The sequence below is a fragment of the Klebsiella sp. MISC125 genome, assembly GCF_051131775.1.
GTDB lineage: Bacteria > Pseudomonadota > Gammaproteobacteria > Enterobacterales > Enterobacteriaceae > Klebsiella.
This window is the reverse complement of record NZ_CP180448.1, coordinates 3,345,985-3,364,299: the sequence shown is the minus strand read 5'-3', so window position 1 is coordinate 3,364,299 and position 18,315 is coordinate 3,345,985. Positions and strand designations below refer to the sequence as shown.

General features: G+C 51.6%; 13 protein-coding genes and 3 pseudogenes. 4 read left to right on the top strand and 12 right to left on the bottom strand.

Features of this window, described 5'->3' with window-relative positions; translation table 11 throughout:
• Positions 1-47: 47 nt before the first annotated feature.
• Complete coding sequence (locus ACMYSL_RS15990) at positions 48-1,028, bottom strand: GlxA family transcriptional regulator (protein WP_434659052.1); 981 nt, start codon at positions 1,026-1,028, stop codon at positions 48-50.
• Between the two features lie 45 nt (positions 1,029-1,073).
• On the opposite strand from ACMYSL_RS15990, the gene ACMYSL_RS15985 reads away from it, so the two are divergent.
• Positions 1,074-1,757: an AAA family ATPase gene (locus tag ACMYSL_RS15985; RefSeq protein WP_434659051.1), complete on the top strand. Its 684-nt coding sequence runs from the start codon at positions 1,074-1,076 to the stop codon at positions 1,755-1,757.
• 137 nt (positions 1,758-1,894) lie between these two features.
• On the opposite strand, the gene ACMYSL_RS15980 is transcribed toward ACMYSL_RS15985, so the two are convergent.
• The 3 genes from ACMYSL_RS15980 to ACMYSL_RS15970 form a co-directional block, all read right to left on the bottom strand.
• Positions 1,895-2,338, bottom strand: a complete 444-nt coding sequence (locus tag ACMYSL_RS15980) for a cell envelope integrity TolA C-terminal domain-containing protein (protein WP_434664116.1) — start codon at positions 2,336-2,338, stop codon at positions 1,895-1,897.
• A gap of 243 nt (positions 2,339-2,581) precedes the next feature.
• A complete protein-coding gene (locus tag ACMYSL_RS15975) occupies positions 2,582-3,064 on the bottom strand; it encodes a glutathione peroxidase (RefSeq protein ID WP_434659050.1) in 483 nt (160 codons plus the stop codon).
• A 132-nt stretch (positions 3,065-3,196) separates the two neighbouring features.
• Positions 3,197-4,114: a LysR family transcriptional regulator gene (locus tag ACMYSL_RS15970; RefSeq protein WP_434659049.1), complete on the bottom strand. Its 918-nt coding sequence runs from the start codon at positions 4,112-4,114 to the stop codon at positions 3,197-3,199.
• A gap of 103 nt (positions 4,115-4,217) precedes the next feature.
• Between ACMYSL_RS15970 and ACMYSL_RS15965 the strand changes: the two are divergent.
• Positions 4,218-5,403, top strand: a pseudogene (locus ACMYSL_RS15965) (MFS transporter).
• 55 nt (positions 5,404-5,458) lie between these two features.
• Here the strand turns inward: ACMYSL_RS15965 and ACMYSL_RS15960 are convergent.
• Positions 5,459-6,352: a dihydrodipicolinate synthase family protein gene (locus ACMYSL_RS15960; RefSeq protein WP_434659048.1), complete on the bottom strand. Its 894-nt coding sequence runs from the start codon at positions 6,350-6,352 to the stop codon at positions 5,459-5,461.
• A gap of 20 nt (positions 6,353-6,372) precedes the next feature.
• Positions 6,373-7,067: pseudogene (locus tag ACMYSL_RS15955) on the bottom strand (B3/B4 domain-containing protein).
• A 43-nt stretch (positions 7,068-7,110) separates the two neighbouring features.
• Here ACMYSL_RS15955 and ACMYSL_RS15950 point away from each other — a divergent pair.
• Complete coding sequence (locus tag ACMYSL_RS15950; RefSeq protein ID WP_434659047.1) at positions 7,111-7,713, top strand: helix-turn-helix domain-containing protein; 603 nt, start codon at positions 7,111-7,113, stop codon at positions 7,711-7,713.
• Between the two features lie 289 nt (positions 7,714-8,002).
• On the opposite strand, the gene ACMYSL_RS15945 is transcribed toward ACMYSL_RS15950, so the two are convergent.
• From ACMYSL_RS15945 to paaZ, 6 genes and pseudogenes are all read right to left on the bottom strand, one after another.
• Positions 8,003-8,992 carry a DUF4365 domain-containing protein gene (locus ACMYSL_RS15945; RefSeq protein ID WP_352412305.1) on the bottom strand — a complete coding sequence of 330 codons (990 nt, stop codon included), beginning with the start codon at positions 8,990-8,992 and terminating at the stop codon, positions 8,003-8,005.
• Positions 8,993-9,331: 339 nt separating this feature from the next.
• Positions 9,332-10,571: pseudogene (locus tag ACMYSL_RS15940) on the bottom strand (IS110 family transposase).
• Between the two features lie 321 nt (positions 10,572-10,892).
• A complete protein-coding gene (locus tag ACMYSL_RS15935) occupies positions 10,893-11,237 on the bottom strand; it encodes a SymE family type I addiction module toxin (protein WP_434659046.1) in 345 nt (114 codons plus the stop codon).
• 306 nt (positions 11,238-11,543) lie between these two features.
• Entirely contained in the window at positions 11,544-12,224 is a 681-nt protein-coding gene (locus ACMYSL_RS15930) for an LEM-3-like GIY-YIG domain-containing protein (RefSeq protein ID WP_434664114.1), read from the bottom strand.
• Between the two features lie 290 nt (positions 12,225-12,514).
• Positions 12,515-14,782, bottom strand: coding sequence for a primary-amine oxidase (gene tynA / locus ACMYSL_RS15925; protein ID WP_434659045.1), 2,268 nt, complete (start codon positions 14,780-14,782; stop codon positions 12,515-12,517).
• 262 nt (positions 14,783-15,044) lie between these two features.
• On the bottom strand, positions 15,045-17,090 hold the full coding sequence (paaZ, locus tag ACMYSL_RS15920) for a phenylacetic acid degradation bifunctional protein PaaZ (protein WP_434659044.1): 2,046 nt from the start codon (positions 17,088-17,090) through the stop codon (positions 15,045-15,047).
• 285 nt (positions 17,091-17,375) lie between these two features.
• On the opposite strand from paaZ, the gene paaA reads away from it, so the two are divergent.
• The gene (gene paaA, locus ACMYSL_RS15915) at positions 17,376-18,305 is read left to right on the top strand and encodes a 1,2-phenylacetyl-CoA epoxidase subunit PaaA (protein ID WP_434659043.1); all 930 of its coding nucleotides are present in this window, start codon (positions 17,376-17,378) and stop codon (positions 18,303-18,305) included.
• The last annotated feature ends 10 nt before the right edge of the window (positions 18,306-18,315 follow it).

Here is an 18,315-nt window from a genome sequence, read left to right as displayed (position 1 = left end):
AATGTAGGCCGGTCAGCGTTTGGCGTAAATGACAAAAAAGGATCACTTTACGCCATTTTACGACAGTGAAAGCGTTGGCGATATTCACCCGGTGTGAGGTGGAGCTGTTTTTCAAACAGCCGCCGCAGGTTAATGCTGCTGCCAAATCCCGTTTGTTCGGCGATACGCTCCAGCGTCTCGTTGGTTTGCTCCAGACGCTGCCGGGCAGCGGCGAGACGGGCTTCGGCGACGTAGCGCGCCGGAGATGCGCCGGTTTCACGGGAAAATACGCGGGTGAAATTTCGCGGACTCATGGCGACTTTTTCCGCCAGTTTGTCCACGCTAAGGTCGGCGGTGAGGTTCTCAAGCAACCAGGCCAGCAGATCGTTAATTGGGCCCAGAGTGCTGGTTTGCTGAAAGTTGTAGCGGCTAAACTGTAGCTGGCCGCCGGGGCGGTGCAGGTACATGACGAAGTCCTGAGCGATGTCGCGCGCCAGGCTGAAGCCGTAGTCCTCTTCAACCAACGCGAGCGTCAGGTCGAAGCCGGAGCTGACCCCGCCTGAGGTCCAGATGTGTTCGTCCTGAATATAGAGCGGACCGCCTTCCACGCGCACCTGAGGATATTCTGCCTGCATGGTTTCCAGTAGCTTCCAGTGGGTGGTGGCGCGTCTGCCGTCCAGCAGCCCGGTTTGCGCCAGCAGCATTGCACCGCCGCAAATGGAGGCAATGCGGCGGGCATGGGGAGCGGCAAGGCGCAGCCAGTCAACCACCGCAATTCCTTCCTGCAGGTTTTGACCTCTGCCGGTAATAATGATGGTATCGAGAGGCTCGCGAGGGTCTATCTCATGCAGGCGATGATCGGCCAGCAAATTTAAACCGGACTGACCATGGATCACCTGATGCGGCTGGGTTGTCGCTAGCTGGACCTGATAACAGATGTCCGTAGCGCCTTCCGGATGCAGGCGGTTGGCCTGCATCAGAATGTCGGCAATACCGGCGGATTCAAACAGCATGCCGCCATCGGGGACAATAATAAGTATTTTCTTCATGTCCTGAAAAGTAATCTTTTTACAGAATAAGTCAACAGGGTTTGTGTGGGGGAAACCTATTCCTGCCGTAGTGATAGCGTTGTCTCTTGCTGGTGGTTCAAACTTGTCAGCGGCAACAGCAAGGGCTGCTTTGAGCGAGGTATCATCATATCGCTGCGGCATGAATTCCCACAATTCATGGCCCGGTGTGTTTTAATACTTTTGGATTTCATCACTCAAGGGCAAGTTATGCTAATCATCTTCAGTGGCCTACCTGGAAGCGGGAAAAGTACTATCGCTCAGGCTTTGGCAAAGCAATTAAATGCTCTGTACTTGCGAATAGACACGATTGAGCAAGCCATACTTAAAGCCGAAGAAGATGACCGTGAAATGGGGCCTACTGGTTATTTTGTTGCTTACTCACTCGCCAGGGAAAACCTGCAATTAGGAGCAACAGTCATCGCTGACTCAGTGAATCCACTGGCATTAACCCGTGATGCCTATCGGGATATCGCTCTATCTGTAAGAACCGGCTTTTTAGAAATTGAAATTGTATGCTCTGATAAGGTTGAGCATCGTAAACGAGTAGAAACAAGGGTGTCTGAAGTCGAGGGGTTAACCCTGCCGGATTGGAAAGATGTTACTGATTTGAATTATGAACCATGGAACAGAGAACACCTCATTTTAGACTCATACAGTTTATCCAGCGATGAGTGTGTATCTCGGATCATCAAAGTTCTTTCGCGGTGACTTGGTCTTAAGAGGCTCCCCAACAATTATTATGCTGGGGAGTTAGCAATATCCGCTCATGGCACGCAGCAGATAGACTGGGTGACCATCAGATCTGCTATGAGCGAGGAGCAGATATTTAGATAGTTTTTGTGTGGCTAACCGCGCATGTCGAAGCCGGATTTTTGAAAATCTCTATAGACTTCGGGATTGTTGAAGGCTGGGAATTTCGCTTTTTGGGCTGCTGATTTTATCGCTTGGCAATAGGCTTTATTGCCATTGCTGGTTGATATGTTTGAAGCCGTGCCATCCTGAGCAAATTCAATATGCAACCTGCATTTTTTCCCTTTCCAGTTTTGCGGCTCAGCAAGTTTGGCGTTTATTGCCGCCCTGATTGCCCGCGCTTGTGCACCCCATTCATCCTGATCATCCCAGCGTCCTGAACTGCAATTACCGATTGCCGTGGTCTTATGGCAGCCGGGAGGATGTAACGGCGCGCATCCCGCAGCCAGGCTGGCCACAATGGTCAGCATAACGATTCTCTTTACTGTTTTATACGATCCCATTTCTTGCCCCTCAATCCATTTAAGCCTCAGCAAGATTGGCATATTCTTCCTTCATTCCTGCCATCTTTTCAATCATGCGGGATCATAAGCCACGACCGCAACAATGACATAATGCGCCACTATTTCTTTTGGGCTAACCATTAATTGACCATAAAATCATGAATGTTAGCCAACAGGAGGTGAGCCTGAATGTCTCTCAAATGCCCGCTGAGGCATAACACGCATATAATCATTTTAAGGAAAGCTCTATAAAGTGAAGGGAGTGGATGAGGGGAAAACTTAGGTTTCAAGTGCAGCAACGATTGTAGCTTCCATCTTCTCCGGGGTAGTGATGGGCGCAAAACGCTTGAGCGGCTTACCATCGCGTCCGATCAAAAACTTGGTGAAGTTCCATTTGATCCGCCCGCCCAGCACGCCGGGCAATTCCTCTTTCAGATAACGAAACAGCGAGTGCGTTGCCGCGCCGTTGACTTCCACTTTCTCGAACATCGGGAAGCTCACGCCGTAGTTAATGTGGCAGGTCTGCGCGATTTCATCGGCACCACCGGGCTCCTGCTTACCAAACTGATTGCAGGGAAAACCAAGCACCACCAGACCCTGAGAGGCGTACTTTTTGTAGAGCGCTTCAAGGCCTGCGTATTGTGGGGTGAAACCACACTGGCTGGCGGTATTTACCACCAGAACCAGCTTGCCCGCGTAGTCTGCCATGGGGATCATTTCGCCACGCAGGCTGGTGGCCGTCAGTTGATGAAAGGGAGTCATCTGGAAATCCTCACGGTAGAAGTGCTTTTGCTGGGTTATTCACACAATTAGAGCTTGTGTGATACCTATTTGCAATGTCTGCGGAAAAGGTCAATAAACAGACGTTCCTTGACCCTGTTATCCGGGTGACCATTAAACCCCGAAGGAGATATCGCTCAATTTCTGCTGGATGAAATCAATAAGCGCTCTTGTTTTCGTCGGTAAGTAACGCCTGTCTGAATAGAGGGCGAACAACTGTAATGGGGCTGCCGATTGTTCAAACTCCACCTCAATTAACCGTCCATCGTTAATGTAGGGTTGGCAGGCCTGTTTCGCTAGAATGGCAAAACCGACCCCGGCGACCGCAGCGCGTCCAGCCATCTCTCCGCTGTTTACCCGATAATGCCCTTTAACCTTAATGGTCTCGAATCCCCCCTTTTTATTGACGAACTGCCAGGGTGCGCCTTTCAATGCACTGACCGTTGTAATACAGGGTAATTCTGCAAATTGCTGGATATGAGAAGGTGTGCCATAGCGCTTAATAACGGAGGGGGCTGCAACAATGGTGCAGGGAATAGTCATCAGATGACGAGCGATGTAGTCGCTGTCATCCATCTGGCCACGGCTAATAATGATAGCCAAATCCAGATCATCGCGCAGCGATTCGAAACCTGACAAATTGGTGACACAGCTGATTTCCAAATCCGGATACTGACAGGCGAAATCGGCAATAACGGAACCCAGCAGTGCAGGGCCTATTTCATTGGGGATACAGATCCGTAATGGGCCTTTGAGTTGCATTTGTCGCAACGTTAATTCGGTCTCGGTTTGCTCAAGCGCCTCCAGTAATGGCTTCGCTCGGGTATAGAGCAGGTGCCCCGCCTGGGTGAGCTTCATATGTCGGGTGCTGCGCTCAATAAGCTGGATATTCAGTTTTTCTTCTAACTGAGAAATGCAACGACTCACATTGGATGTCGGCATTTCCAGGGCCTTCGATGCCCCAACAAAACTTTCTCTTTCCACCACCGCAACGAACACTTTTAGGGTCGTAAAATCAAGGGCCGGACGCATTAACTATCCCATATATGATAATAATGTTTGCCATTTCTACCATATTATAAACACAGTTGATAGCGATTAAACTCGGGTCTCTTTCATCCATAGGTTGCTCGCTATGTCACTGACTACACAGACGTTTAATCACAAAGCCCTTATGCGGATAGCCTTCGTCATGGCGTTTATCCAGTTCACTAATGCGCTGGAATATATGGCGTTAACGCCTGTTTTTGCTTTTATGGCCGACGGGTTTTCGGCCGGTATCCTATGCTGGCTATGTCTCGGGGATGTACACGCTGGGTGCGGTCATTTCTGGGATTACTGCGTTTTATTGCATCCATCTGTTTAATAAAAAAACCTTCTTAATCAAAAATATGCTGTTGCTGGGAGCGCTCACCTTTTTGTCCACGCTCACCACGCATTTTGACATTCTTCTGGTACTACGATTTTGCGCAGGATTAATTGGCGGTACAACAATGGGGGTAGGGACGAGTATTTTAATTAATCATGCCCCGGCAAACTTACGCGGAAAAATACTGGCGACGGTGATTGCCTCATTTTCGATGGTCAGTATCGTCGGCATGCCCGCGATATTATTTTTGTGCACACACTATGGCTGGCATATTGCGCTGTGGTTAATCAGTTTACTTTGCCTGATCTCTTTACCGCTGATCGTTTTTATCCTCCCCAGGGATACGGTCTCATCCGGCGTGAAGGCCAGGCTGTCTATTGATACTCAAACCTTACTCTTCGCTTCTTGTTCTGCATTCGTACAATTTAGCCCCATGCTGATCATTCCCATATTGACGCCATTAATGACGCAATATATGGGCGCACAGCAAAAGCTATTACCTTTATTATTCTTAAGCGGCGGGATCGCCGGTTATCTGTCTACAAAAATAACCGGTATTCTGACGTCACGTTTATCTGCGTTGACGCTGGCAACCCTTTCCACACTGTTGTTTGTCGCCAGTTTGCTGATCCCGGCGATGGGTTACCATAATGTCTTTCTATTTATCACCTTATTCCTTGGCGCCTCGTATAGCCGACTTGTCTGTGCGTCGTTGGTGGCGGTTCAATATCCTGAAGATGAACAACGCGCCAATTTTTCTTCGCTGCAGACAGCCATGATGTTCCTGATAACCACTTTTGCCTTCTTTCTGTCGTCCTTATTACTCCCTGACCAGGGATTAACAATGCAAAATCTAAACCGGCTGTTGGTTGTCAGTGCATTCGCCGCATGTGGATTTCCCGTCATGGTCATCATGCTGCAAAAGAAACTGGCTAAATCAATCCGTGGGTAACATCCGGGCTGAAGTCTTGCAAATATCAGCCCAGACTGTCGGTCCTTTGGGGGAGTTACTTCAGCTCCAGTGCGCTTATCACGCGGGCAATATCCGCAATATCATTTGCCGACAACGGCTGCAAAGGACGAGGCAGGCAATCCGTATCGGTAAGTCCAAGCACGCCAGCGGCAGCGGCAATCACGCGAATACTCCCGCCATATTTACGGAACAGCGCCCACAACGGCTCAAGGCGAGTTGACAGGGCAGTAACACGCTCATGATCCTTCGCTGCGGCTGCTTCAGTGATTTGTTTCGCCATCTCCGGGAACAGACCGCCGCATACGGAATACCAGACTTCACAACCGGCGTTTAATCCCAGCCCGGCATAGGCATCTCCACTAATACCGATGGTTACGCCAGGGCGCAACTGGTGACGTAACGCATTCACCCGCTCAGCCGCTGCCGCCGGGCTATCCGGGACGCCGGGGATCTTAACCGAGCGAACACCCTCCAGTGATGAGAGACGACCGTGCAGTTCATCGGTAAAGGTAAAATGCGTGGTGCCTGGATTGTCATAGATACACACCGGGACAGACACGTGCCGGGTAACGGTCTCAAAAAGAGCAAAGACTTCTTCGTCACGCAGAGACTGGTAGCTAACCGCCGGGAGCAACAGGGCATTTGCGCCAGCTGCCTGCGCATCATCTGCCAGATGCAGGATGGCATCGGTACTGACCGCCCCCACACACACCATCATTGGGATATCCCCGGCATGCTGTTTGGCCAGCGTCGCGATGCGCTTGCGCTGCTCCCGGGTCAGATACGCATAGCTGCCGGTTGAACCCAGAATGCCCATAGAATCAACACGGGCCGCCGCCAGGCGGGCCACAATTTTACTGAACCCTTGTTCGTCGACGCCGCTTCCAGCGATCGGGGTTAACGGGAAAGCAGACAAACCGGTGAACATGTTGTTTCTCCTGAATGATATTACTGGGATTGCTCTTCGATGAGAGCCACCTCAAACCACAGACTGGGCATCATTTTTTCGAGGCCGTCGGTCAGCATCTTCCCGGCTTCGTAAAGCTTCTCCAGCGGCATCTGCGGCAAGCTCTCCAGAATAAACCACATTTGCTGAGCTTCCACCCCTAAACGGGTTCTGATCCCCTGTCGCCAGTTCCAGCGGCGGCAGGTCACGCCGGTATCATCGCACCAGATAACTTCGCCTGGCGAAGGATATTCAACGGCGTTCTCACCCTCTTTTATAGTATCAAAAGGCTCTGTTCCTTTTGCCACCGCCAGGCGCGGCGAACCCTGATAGGCAGAGATATTCTCTCCACCAACCGGAACGGCGTAGCGGAGACTCACGGCATTATAGAGATCAACAATGGGATCGAGCGCTGGCATCGTTCCGTCACGTAATACGCGTTTACGTAACGCATCAGCTGAGCAAGGGGTGCGTTTGGGTTTAGCGCCAAACGTTTGAAAAACGTCGGCCCATGCAGCCAGATGAGATTCCGCCCATACTGGTTCACCGCTCAGAACCGCTTCACATGCTTCTCGCAGCGCTGTTTCTCCCGTATCAGGGTTAAGTACTGGCGCAGCTTTTACGGAGATGCTGAGTGCCCGAAAGCAGGAGTAATACGATAAATTTCAGGAGCAATTGACGGAGAGACTGTTAACACGTGATAATCCTGTAATGACCAATTTATTCCATGATAATGACCGATGACCAAAAAAGTCAATTTAATGACCGACGCAAATTCTATCGTCAGCACCGTGAATGAAGCCGTCTCTCAGCGAATCAAGCTGTATCGTAAGCAAAAGAAAATTTCCCTCGATGAGCTATCCCGTCGGGCGGGCGTCAGCAAGGGAGCGCTGGTTGAGATTGAGGGATGCCGGGCGAATCCCAGCATTGCCCTGTTATGCCGCCTGGCTGCCGCGATGGGCGTTTCGGTGGCGGATTTTGTTGATGTCAGCTCTAAACCGACCGTGCATCTCATTGCTGAAGATGAGATCCCAGAATTGTGGGCAGGTGAAAAAGGCGGAAGAGCAAGGTTGCTCGCAGGTTCGGGTGGGCCCGAAATGACAGAGCTCTGGATGTGGGAAATGCAGCCGGGGGAAAAATTTGCGTCACCCGGCCATACGGAAGGGACGCTGGAACTGTTTTATGTTCAGACGGGCACGCTCACGCTGGGCGTGCAGGACCAACTGTATCTGGTGAAGACCGGGTGTTCGGCAACAGCCAGAACGGACGTTCCTCATTTCTATGAAAATCGGGAGGAGGGCCCATTGGTGTTCATCATGACAGTACATGAGAAAGCGTCCTGAGGGATGCCCGGTATGTCAGGGTTCCAATCTCATTGGTGGTAGAACCAGACGGGGTTGGAACTACCGGCCTCAGCGCACCGGCGCATCTTACGATGCCCCCGTCCGGTCCACCATTGAGTTGTGACACTATGCATGACATACACGGATATCAACGGGAGGTTATCACTGAACGTATCGTTGGATAAATTACTGCCCAACAAAAGGTCCGCTGTGAGCGAATTGTGGACATAACGCTCACATTTTCGGCTAGTTTAGATCGCAGCAGAAAACCAGTCCGACAACATGCTTGTTAGGCACTTTTTAAGTACTCTCGCTGAATTTTATTGGTAAGTTCAATCCTCTGTATTTCGCTTGTGGTAAATAGCAACTGCACAAAACCCTCTTGTGCGGCGTGTAAAAGCCCAGTATCTTCTATTTTGTCTTCCGCCTTTAACCTACATTCTAATTCATGGATGAGCCGTAATAATTCTTTACCTCTAGAGGTCAGTGGTGCCATAAAAGATGGCTGCATCGCACGATCATACCAGTCAATCATACAGTCAGAGAAATCAACATCAGCTATACGCTGGTGTACGATGAACTTTATATACTCAAACAGAAAATTATGTTCTGAGTCGCCCACTCCGACACCAAAAGGTGAATTTTGATTTTGTAATTCAACGTCTGCCACGGTCATTGCTACATCCATACCAAAATATAAAGAGCGACAGATATTAGTTAGGCCGGAGCAGAATAGATTGAAATATGATACAGGAAATGAAGCATTGTTACTTTTAGCCTTAATCAAATAGTCAAGAACCTCTTCGACCGACATGAAGTCTTGATCTATGACCGCAAACCCTTCAAAGAGTGTTTTCGCACTGGTAGATTGTAAGACATTTAATTTGGGTATGGTAATACCCTTTGCATCTGTTGGCTTGGCAACTCTTAACACTTGGCGAGCATCTTGCCAATAACTTAAATTAGTATCTGGGTTGTGAATAATTATGAGTACAGGCAACGGAAATCTTTCCCAGTAAAATCGGTGCTTCTCTTCTGGGTGGAAAACCCAATCTCCTTTGCTTTCCTTAAAAAAGGATGGCCCTGACTTTATTTGAACAGCTATCATCCTTCCTGTGGCAAACCCCTCGGGACTAACATACTCAATCTGGCCATCAATTCCAACGTCAGCCATTGGAGTTTCACGCCAAATCTGGCCAATTTTTGCTATAGCTTCTGCGACAGCATTTACACCTAATCTTTCTTGAGAATTAGTTTGGTTATATTTGGGGAAATTCATATTTTCCTCAATTGCTTAATGCTGGCCATAGTGGCAGTAGAATCTGGTACAGAATTACGCCAGTAATTTAAGTAACAGGTTTTGCGGTCCGTTGCTCTTTCTGCCTTCTTCGTGATTTCTTCTCAACCTAAATTAATACCGAAGTACCTATTTTTCAACCGGTTTTTTACTCAAGCCGAGAAAACAATCCCGGCAAAATCCGTACTATCTTTTCGCCAGTTATTCGAAAATAAATTCATTGTCATCTGCTGTTTTTTTTACCAATGATTTTGGGGACACTGTAAAGCTACACCGGACGGCGTTTGTCCGCTTCACGCCCTGAGACATTCGACAAGCTTTTTATGGCTTCAGTAAGGGCGACTTTCGCGCTTCCAGTGTCAGCAAATATTTAGCTTCGTCGTAGCGGGTTCTGGTCTTCCAGCAGCGGTAAATGATCCTTATCCATTTAAACGCCAGAGCCCGGATTGCTGATTGATGCGATTTCCCTTTTTCTCGCTGTCTCTGGTAATAAAGTTTGGCCCAGTATGATGAATTAACCGTCTTGGCAGCCCATTCAACAAAGGTCTGCCTGACGAACTTGGCACATTGCCATCGCCAGTGAACCCATGATTTCTGGCCACTTCGTTCGGTCACCGGTGCAATACCTGCATAGTTTTGAATTTCTTCAGCGCTGTTAAACCGATCACGGTTATCACCAAGTGCAGCAAGCATACGTGGGCCCATACACGGCCCCATGCCCGGAAGTGATTTGAACAGCCCAGCATCTGGCAATGTGTCAAACAGCGTTTCGATTCGTTCGTCATAGGTTTTGATGATTTCACTCACGACTTTAATTTGTGTCGCCAGTGCTGTTGCCATCAAAGCATTAGCCTCTATAACACTCAGGTCTGTCGTCAATGGGATCGCGTTATCAATATTCGCAACACGTTGCTCGGTAAGGGCCATTGCGCGGCCACCTTTGGCATTCAGAAAGTTGCGAATCGTGTCGCGCCTGGCTCGTTTCAGTTGTTGCAGACTGGGCCACCGGATAATCAGCTCACACAACAGTAAGCTACCCCGATGTGAGAACCACTCCAGGGGCTGAGGATAATACTGTTTTAGCGTATTGATGAGTCGATTCACAAAGCGGCGTTTGTCCTCAACCAGCAGTCGACGCTGCTCAACTAACTGTTGAAGTAATCGGATATTGCCATTGTCGGGTTCTATGGCTTTTATCTTTTTGGGGATAGCGTAGCATTAGCTCTAATGCTAACTCAGCATCCTGTGGATCATCCTTAGCACCGCTTGGCCAGAAGGTCTGCCGATAGCGGGCCAGTGACAACGCGTGCACAGGAAAAACAGTGACAAATGGGTACTTCTGGAGAGCATACACCACCGGGCCTTTCTTCAGCTCAAGGGCGATAGCGATCCTGCCTTTCACCTTTTGGTGCAACTCGTTGAGCCAGATATCAAGTGCTTCCGGAGTGTGTTCAACCACCTGGAATATGCGCTCGCCGTTTTTAAACTGAACGCAGACATCGTGTTTTTTATCCGCCCAGTCCAGACCAACATGAGCAGCAAACTGATTAATCGCAGTCATCACCAGCTCCTTTAAATCGAGGATTGGTATGCATTCCACGCTCTTCGAAAGAAATATAGTCAGCAGTTTTTCTGCATGCCCTGAGTATTCGTTAGCGAACGTGGAGCACTTACTGGCTCGAAAGCAAAGCGGCAATCATCAAACCACATGATTCTGGCACAATATTCGTAACCAGTAAGCGCATACCCTGAATCACTTAAAAGTGTAACTCTCAGGGTGTGAATGACTATACCTGGCACATAGCAGAAGCGCCACCAAACACTTCATGAGCCACGGATGCGAATCCCGGCGTCGCTTCGCTTGGCCGGGCCACGTTCATTGCTAGAGTTTACCGCCCAACTTCCTGCGCTTAATCGCCGGAATCTCTCCGGTATCATTCAGCGCCCCCGGAAAGGTTTTCAGCCATGCCTTTACTTTTCGCTGATTGATATAGGTTGTGCTCATACCTTCAAGACAGCCCCAAAGCTCGCGGGTATTCTGCGGGGTAATCACAATGCAGTCTTTCATCACGCGAATTTTAACTGGCATCCCGTTAACAAAACCGGCTTGGGCCATCCACTCGCCGTACAGAGGGATCGCGCGTGCTTCAACATGGGAATAGAACTCGCCGTGGGTGAAATCAGGGACGATATCTGAAGTGCAGACAGGGGGGACGGATGTCGTCATAGGTAGCCTCCGATTAGTTGCGATGAGGAATTTAGGTCAGGAGGCTAATCCCGGTACCTGATTTTTCAGGCACAACATTACGATACAACGCTTACCTACGCCGGGCAATACCGTTTGCTGAAAGGTGGCTCGCAGAAATGAGCGATAGTTAACGGTATTGTCGTGGGTCAGGCGTTGAACTCATGTTTTTGTATTCCGTGGTTGTGATCTGGTGTATCGAAACAGGCATACCTACCGCTATGAACGAGGCGCTGAAATTGGCTCTTCCCTCAAAAAGTTCCTACAGAAGTTCAGACCATTCAGAAATCAAAAACCTGGAGAATATTTCACAGGAGACATAGCGCCTTTCTTTCTTAGAGCATCCGGAATCTTTTTACCAAGATAGAGCTTTACTAGCTCTGAGGATGCGATTCTCCCTCGGAATCCAAAGCGGGTTTTTTGAGTAGATTCAAACTCATCGTCTGCATCCCATGAATGCATCTCTGGGAAATTCTCACGGGTAGATTGGAGCCACTCATCAGCTACATATACCCCCCTCACGATTCCCCTCACTGTAGCCAGTATAACTTCAGCCTTACGTGCACGTTCAACACTGACACGCCAGCTAAAACGTACGGCATCATAAAGGTCTACATCCTTTGAACTTCTGTTAACGGATATCATCAGCACTTTATGTTGGAACACGACTGTTTCAGGTTGGTATGTTGCGATTAACTCTTTGATATGCGCAGCACCATATTCATTGCTGCCAGCGCCATTCATGATGTTAGTTAAACCGGGATAAGCGTCTATAAGTGCGGCTTCAACCTCGTAAGCGGTCTTTTCATCTGCCATACCGTGTCGGTGAATTACATGAATGACCTCAAGACCTGCCAATCTTATCTCTCGAAGTTGCTTTAGTTTGTTGCTAAGCATTTCATCATCATCAGCCACGGCGACCTCACCGCGCATATGGGCAAATACACGATTTCCTTTCCCTTTCCCCACGTAGAAGGTACTTCCATCCCTTGGATCAATTAATCTGTATACATACCACCCAAGATGTTCCATCACTCCCGGTGGAAACTCATTGATATCCATCTCATAACTCCTTTCACATGATTCATGGGGTATAAGCTAAACATATTAATGTCGATTAACAATTAATAGCACCCATTAATTTCGTTTATGATTGATATAGAGTAGAAAAGCTAAGTCAACTTCTGGCATAACCCCATCATAAAAAACGGCGATAAACCCACCTCCCGGATTTATCGCCGTTCAGCCTTCAAATCACCTTACTTCTTCTTCTCACCCAGCGTCGGCGTCTCATCAAAGAAGTTCCACGGTTTCAACAACGCATGCGCCCATTCCGTCGGCATAATCGGCCACTCTTCGGCGCGCGCCACGTGGGTAGTGCCGGTAGTGATCCACACCACGTCATCGTTATTATCGAGCGACTCATCGTCCTTCGCATATTGCCCCAGACCGGTGTCGTGAATCGAGCGGTTCGGGTATTTGCCTTCCGGGTAACGCTCATCCTGATGATAGCGGGTGACCCACAGCTGCTTATCCATAAAGCTCAGACGGTGATAAATCCACTCGTCAGGGGCGAATTTCGCGCCAGTCGCCACCGGATGCGTGCCGCCCGCGTAAGGGATAATCTGGTACGAAACCGGATTGCCCATGCGGTTTTCTTTGGTGGTATTGCTCAGCAGACGAATGGTGCCTGGGTCAAACTTCTGCGCTGCTTTCTGCTCGCTGTCGATGCTGTACTGATTCACCTGCATGGTACTGGTGCGCGGGCCGCCGCCGGTGTTTGGCTTCACTTCCGGGTCCATCGCCACCAGGCTGTTATTTTCGCCGTCGACGTCGAGATCTAAGCGGAAGTTGTAAATATGCTGGTGGGTGGTGCCGACAATATTATGGTCGATCAGCGTCCCGTAGCGGGTATCGTCTTTGGCGCTCGGATCGTGCATGGTTTTCGCCAGCACGCCTTTCACCGCTTCAATGCCGGTGGCCCCGGCGTCGATGCCGATGGTGCCGTTTTCGTGGAACACCCAGTCAAAGATATAGTCGTAGTTGCCGACGGTACTTATCCAGCGCACCACCAGTTCGCGGCGCTCGGTGCTGACGTTCGGTTTGCCCATCTCCTGGTGTTTGTACTCCGGCCCGGCGTAGCGTTCGAAGATGGCGACGGCGCGCGGAATGGTCGACGGCGCGCCGGTGTAATCGGCGATGGTTTCATCCAGCAGCACGGCGTTAGACGGCGCATCTTTGCCGCGCACGATTGGCGAGGTCAGGGTGCCCATACCGTAATCGCCGGAATCCAGATACGCTTTGAAGTACCAGCCCACGTCCGGGTCGCCGTAAGGCACGATCATTCCGCCGAGCGATCCTTCGTACATCACCTGACGTTTTTTGCCGTTATCGTTATAGGTCACGGTGGAGAGAATCGGCCCGACGCGGGAGTTCAGGCGCAGGTGGAAGTCCCAGTTCTGCCAGTGAACCATATCGCCGGTGATGGTGTAGTTTTTGCCTTCAGGTTCGATGATCTCCAGCGGTTTCACCGATTTTGCGACCCGGTCGCGGCCATCGTACGGACGCGACTGCATCGGAACCGGGATCACCGGGCCTTCTTCAATCTTGATGATTTTTTTCTGCTCAAGGTCAACGACGGCGACCAGGTTTTCAATCGGGTGCGCCCAGTAGTTGCCGTCGCCGGTATCGAGATAGCTGACCACTTTAAGCAGGCGCGCGTCCTGCTTCAGGCCGTCTTTACCGTCGAAGTAACCGACGGTGAGCGGGGTGGTGACCACTTTGCTGGTGTCTTTGATGCCGTGTTTTTTCAGCACGTCAGCAAACTCGGTGCTGGCGTTAATGATGTTCTGCACGCTGGCGAAATCATCAAGCAGCACCATGCCGTGCGCGTCTTTAATCGGCGTCCAGGAGAGGATCTTTTTGTTTTGCAGATCGACCACGGCTTCAATCACATGTTTACCGTCGAGCATCACCACGTCGGCGGTGCGCGGGGCGTTAACCGGCGTGCCATTGAGGGCAAAATCCCACACGGCTTTTTTATCCGGTTCGTGCAGGGAAATTTCGGTGAAGCGCGTGTTGGCCTGGAACTCTGGCGCGGCTTTAACAATAGTGACCGCTTCGCCAATCTCTGCTGATGACAGCGAGTTTAGCGGGTGAGGGACTTTTTCGACCTGGAAGGTCTGATCGAGTCCGGACTGGAAAACGTCGTTGATAAAGGTTTCAGAAATCCACGCTTTGCCGTTTTTCATCACCACCGGCACCTGTAAGTTCAGCGACTTGCCGTTGAGGATCGCGGTTTTCGCGCCCGGCTTCACCTTCACATAGGCACCGTCTTTAATCAGGGTAAACACCTGTGCGTAATCATCCCACTGAACGTCCGCGCCAAAGTCTTGCAGCGTTTTGTCCATCGGGACCATATGCGCCTCGCCACCGTGGGCAAACGCCGGGCCAGTCCCGACGCAACACAGGGCGATAGCCAGCGCCAGTGCGGTTTTGCGTGTCTTTTGAATCAAAGCGTTAGACATTGTGACCTCATCTTATCGTTATGTTGTGCCGTGCCAGGCTTTTCGGTTCCAGTCTCTTAACCTAACAGCCAAACGTCACGAGGCGTTTGCTCACGCTTGCCAGGTTATTGGTCAGTTATGCCAGTTATAAAAAATGCCTCCGCAGAGGCATTCAGGTGATTGTGTCGGGTTTTTCCGGATGGCGGCTAGCGCCTTATCCGGCCTACAAACTCAAATTTAGGCCCGGTAAGGCGTTAGCCGCCACCGGGCAATCGCACGGAAATTACGCAGGAAAATCCCCTTTCTGACGCGCGACCAGCGTCAAAATGGAGTACAGCGCCACCGCCTGCTGATGCTGGTTGAAAATCTCCACCGCCCATTCCACCACGCCAGTGGCTTTCTCGTCGGCGCTGCGCTGGCGTTTCACCGTTTTGCGTTTGCAGGTCAGGCGTACCTGAATGGTGTCGCCCGGTTTTACCGGCTCGATAAAGCGCAGGTTTTCCATGCCGTAGTTGGCGATCACCGGGCCGACGCCCGCATCAACAAACAGTCCGGCGGCGGCGGATATCAGGAAGTAACCGTGTACCACGCGCTCGCCAAAAATCGACTCGGCGGCGGCAATCTTGTCCATATGGGCGTAGAAGTGATCGCCGCTCAGGCAGGCAAAGTTGACGATATCCGCTTCGGTCAGCGTGCGGCGTGGTGTCAGCAGGCTGTCGCCCGGCTGGATCTCTTCAAAATATTTGCGGAACGGGTGGATGCGATCTTCCGCCACCTGCGCGCCGCGCACCCACTGCTGGCCGATGGCGGCGAGCATGGTCGGGCTGCCCTGAATCGCGGTGCGCTGCATGTAGTGTTTTACCGCCCGCAGACCGCCGAGTTCTTCGCCGCCGCCCGCGCGTCCCGGGCCGCCGTGTACCAGCTGTGGCAGCGGGGAACCGTGACCGGTGGATTCCACCGATGATTCTTCGTTCAGCACCTGAATACGCCCGTGCGCACGTGCGGCACCGAGAATAAACTGACGCGCCAAATCACCCTTCGCCGTCACTAAGGTCCCCGCCAGGCTACCTTCACCGGCGCGAGCCAGCTGCATTGCATGCTCGCTATTCTGATACGGCATCAGCGTGGCGACCGGGCCAAAGGCTTCAATGGCGTGAACCGCCGCCACTTCATCCGGCTGCGGGCAGAACAGCAGCGTCGGCGGGAAGAATGCCCCGGCGGCGTTAAGATCGGCTTTACCGCCCAACAAAACTTCACATCCGGCTTCCACCAGACGATTCACATTATCCTGCACGTCTTGACGTTGTTCGCTATTGACCAGCGCGCCCATCTTCACGCCTTCCTGCGCCGGGTCGCCGACCACCACTTTTTGCAGACGGGCAATCAGCGCCTCGCGCACCGCGTTGACCTGCGCCTGCGGCACGATAATGCGGCGAATAGCGGTACATTTCTGCCCGGCTTTGGTGGTCATCTCGCGCACCACTTCACGGATAAACAGCGCAAATTCCGGCTGTTCCGGCGTGACATCTTCACCCAGCACGCAGCAGTTCAGCGAGTCCGCTTCCATGGTGAAGGGAACAGACTTCGCCACCAGATTGGGATGTACGCGCAGTTGCTGCCCGGTTTTTGCCGAGCCGGTAAAGGTCACCACGTCCTGATGATCAAGCTGGTCGAGCAGATCCCCCGCGCCGCCGCAAATCAGGCTAATCGCGCCGTCCGGCACCAGCCCGCTGTCGACAATCGCTTTGACCATCGCCTGAGTCAGCTGCGCGGTGGCGGTGGCTGGTTTGATGATCGCGGGCATCCCGGCAAGCCAGGTTGGGGCGAGCTTTTCTAGCATGCCCCAGCAGGGGAAGTTAAAGGCGTTGATATGCACCGCCACGCCGGATTTTGAGGTCAGCACGTGACGCGCGGCAAAGCCGCCCTGTTTGGACAGCGGGATCAGCTCATCTTCTGGCCACAGGGTATCGTCCGGCAGCTCGCGGCTGCCGAGACCTGCGTAGGTGAAGAGGGTGCCGATACCGCCTTCAATATCCACCCAGCTATCCGCACGCGTCGCGCCGGTCTCGGCGGAGATGGCATAAAAATCGGCCTTCAGATCCAGCAGATGTTTCGCCACCGCTTTTAACATCGCGCTGCGTTCAATAAAGGTCATTGCCTGTAACGTTTTGCCGCCGTGCTCGATGGCGAAGCGGCGCGCCTGCGCCATATCCAGCCCTTCGCTTGTCACTTCCCACAGCGTTTCGCCGCTGATGGCGTGATGAATGGTGCGGGTGCGGCCCCGGCCGGTCTGCCAGGCGCCGGATAAATAGCTGGCTAACTGCTGCATGGTTATTCTCCAGATATGTTACGTAATCTCGCTATAAATAGTTCTTTTCTGAATCATAAAATGCAAGCCTGATTTTAATAATTTGTTAACAATGCGATCGCGAACATCTTCTCCAATAGAGGCATCACACTGTTTGTAAAGGGATTATTAAAAGCCTTTGCGGTACTCATCACAAAATGCACAAACAAAATTTGTGGTTTTATTTAACTAAGATGTAACTTTTATAAAACAAAGTGATTCGCAAAAATTGATTTGTTGAATTTATCGGAATCATAAGGTGATGACGTGACAGAAGAAAAACGCTTTGACCAGCGCATCGCGCAGGATACAGCCATCGAACCGCAGGACTGGATGCCGGATGCCTACCGCAAAACGCTGATCCGCCAGATTGGTCAGCATGCGCACTCGGAAATCGTCGGCATGCTGCCGGAAGGTAACTGGATAACCCGCGCTCCGACGCTTCGCCGCAAAGCGATTCTGCTGGCGAAAGTGCAGGATGAAGCCGGGCACGGCCTGTACCTCTACAGCGCCGCCGAAACCCTCGGCTGCGCCCGTGAAGATCTGTATCAGAAGATGCTCGATGGGCAGATGAAGTACTCCTCCATTTTTAACTACCCAACCCTGACCTGGGCAGATATTGGCGTGATTGGCTGGCTGGTCGATGGTGCGGCGATTGTCAATCAGGTGGCGCTGTGCCGCACTTCCTACGGCCCGTATGCCAGGGCGATGGTCAAAATCTGCAAAGAAGAGAGCTTCCACCAGCGTCAGGGCTTTGAAGCCTGCATGGCGCTGGCGGCAGGGAGCGAAGAACAGCGTCAGATGCTGCAGGACGCCATCAACCGCTTCTGGTGGCCCGCGCTGATGATGTTCGGCCCCAGCGACGACAACTCGCCGAACAGCGCCCGCAGCATGGCGTGGAAAATCAAACTGCATTCCAACGACGAACTGCGTCAGCGCTTTGTCGACAACACCGTCCCGCAGGTGGAAATCCTCGGCATGCAGGTACCAGATGCCGATCTAACGCTTGACGAAGCCACCGGCCACTACCGCTACGGCGAGATCGACTGGCAGGAACTCAATGAAGTCATCAACGGGCGTGGCATCTGTAACCACGAGCGTCTGGGCGCAAAACGCAAGGCCTGGGAAGAGGGCGCATGGGTGCGCGAAGCCGCGCTGGCGCATGCCGAAAAACAGCAGACCCGCGACGCCGCCTAAGGAGAATAAA

What these genes read in the sequence shown, in the direction of transcription:
- ACMYSL_RS15975 (WP_434659050.1), bottom strand. Translation starts at nt 3,064, where the DNA reads ATGACTCCCTTTCATCAACTGACGGCCACCAGCCTGCGTGGCGAAATG.
- ACMYSL_RS15970 (WP_434659049.1), bottom strand. Translation starts at nt 4,114, where the DNA reads ATGCGTCCGGCCCTTGATTTTACGACCCTAAAAGTGTTCGTTGCGGTG.
- paaZ (WP_434659044.1), bottom strand. Translation starts at nt 17,090, where the DNA reads ATGCAGCAGTTAGCCAGCTATTTATCCGGCGCCTGGCAGACCGGCCGG.
- ACMYSL_RS15945 (WP_352412305.1), bottom strand. Translation starts at nt 8,992, where the DNA reads ATGAATTTCCCCAAATATAACCAAACTAATTCTCAAGAAAGATTAGGT.
- ACMYSL_RS15990 (WP_434659052.1), bottom strand. Translation starts at nt 1,028, where the DNA reads ATGAAGAAAATACTTATTATTGTCCCCGATGGCGGCATGCTGTTTGAA.
- tynA (WP_434659045.1), bottom strand. Translation starts at nt 14,782, where the DNA reads ATGTCTAACGCTTTGATTCAAAAGACACGCAAAACCGCACTGGCGCTG.
- ACMYSL_RS15960 (WP_434659048.1), bottom strand. Translation starts at nt 6,352, where the DNA reads ATGTTCACCGGTTTGTCTGCTTTCCCGTTAACCCCGATCGCTGGAAGC.
- ACMYSL_RS15935 (WP_434659046.1), bottom strand. Translation starts at nt 11,237, where the DNA reads ATGACGACATCCGTCCCCCCTGTCTGCACTTCAGATATCGTCCCTGAT.
- ACMYSL_RS15950 (WP_434659047.1), top strand. Translation starts at nt 7,111, where the DNA reads ATGACCAAAAAAGTCAATTTAATGACCGACGCAAATTCTATCGTCAGC.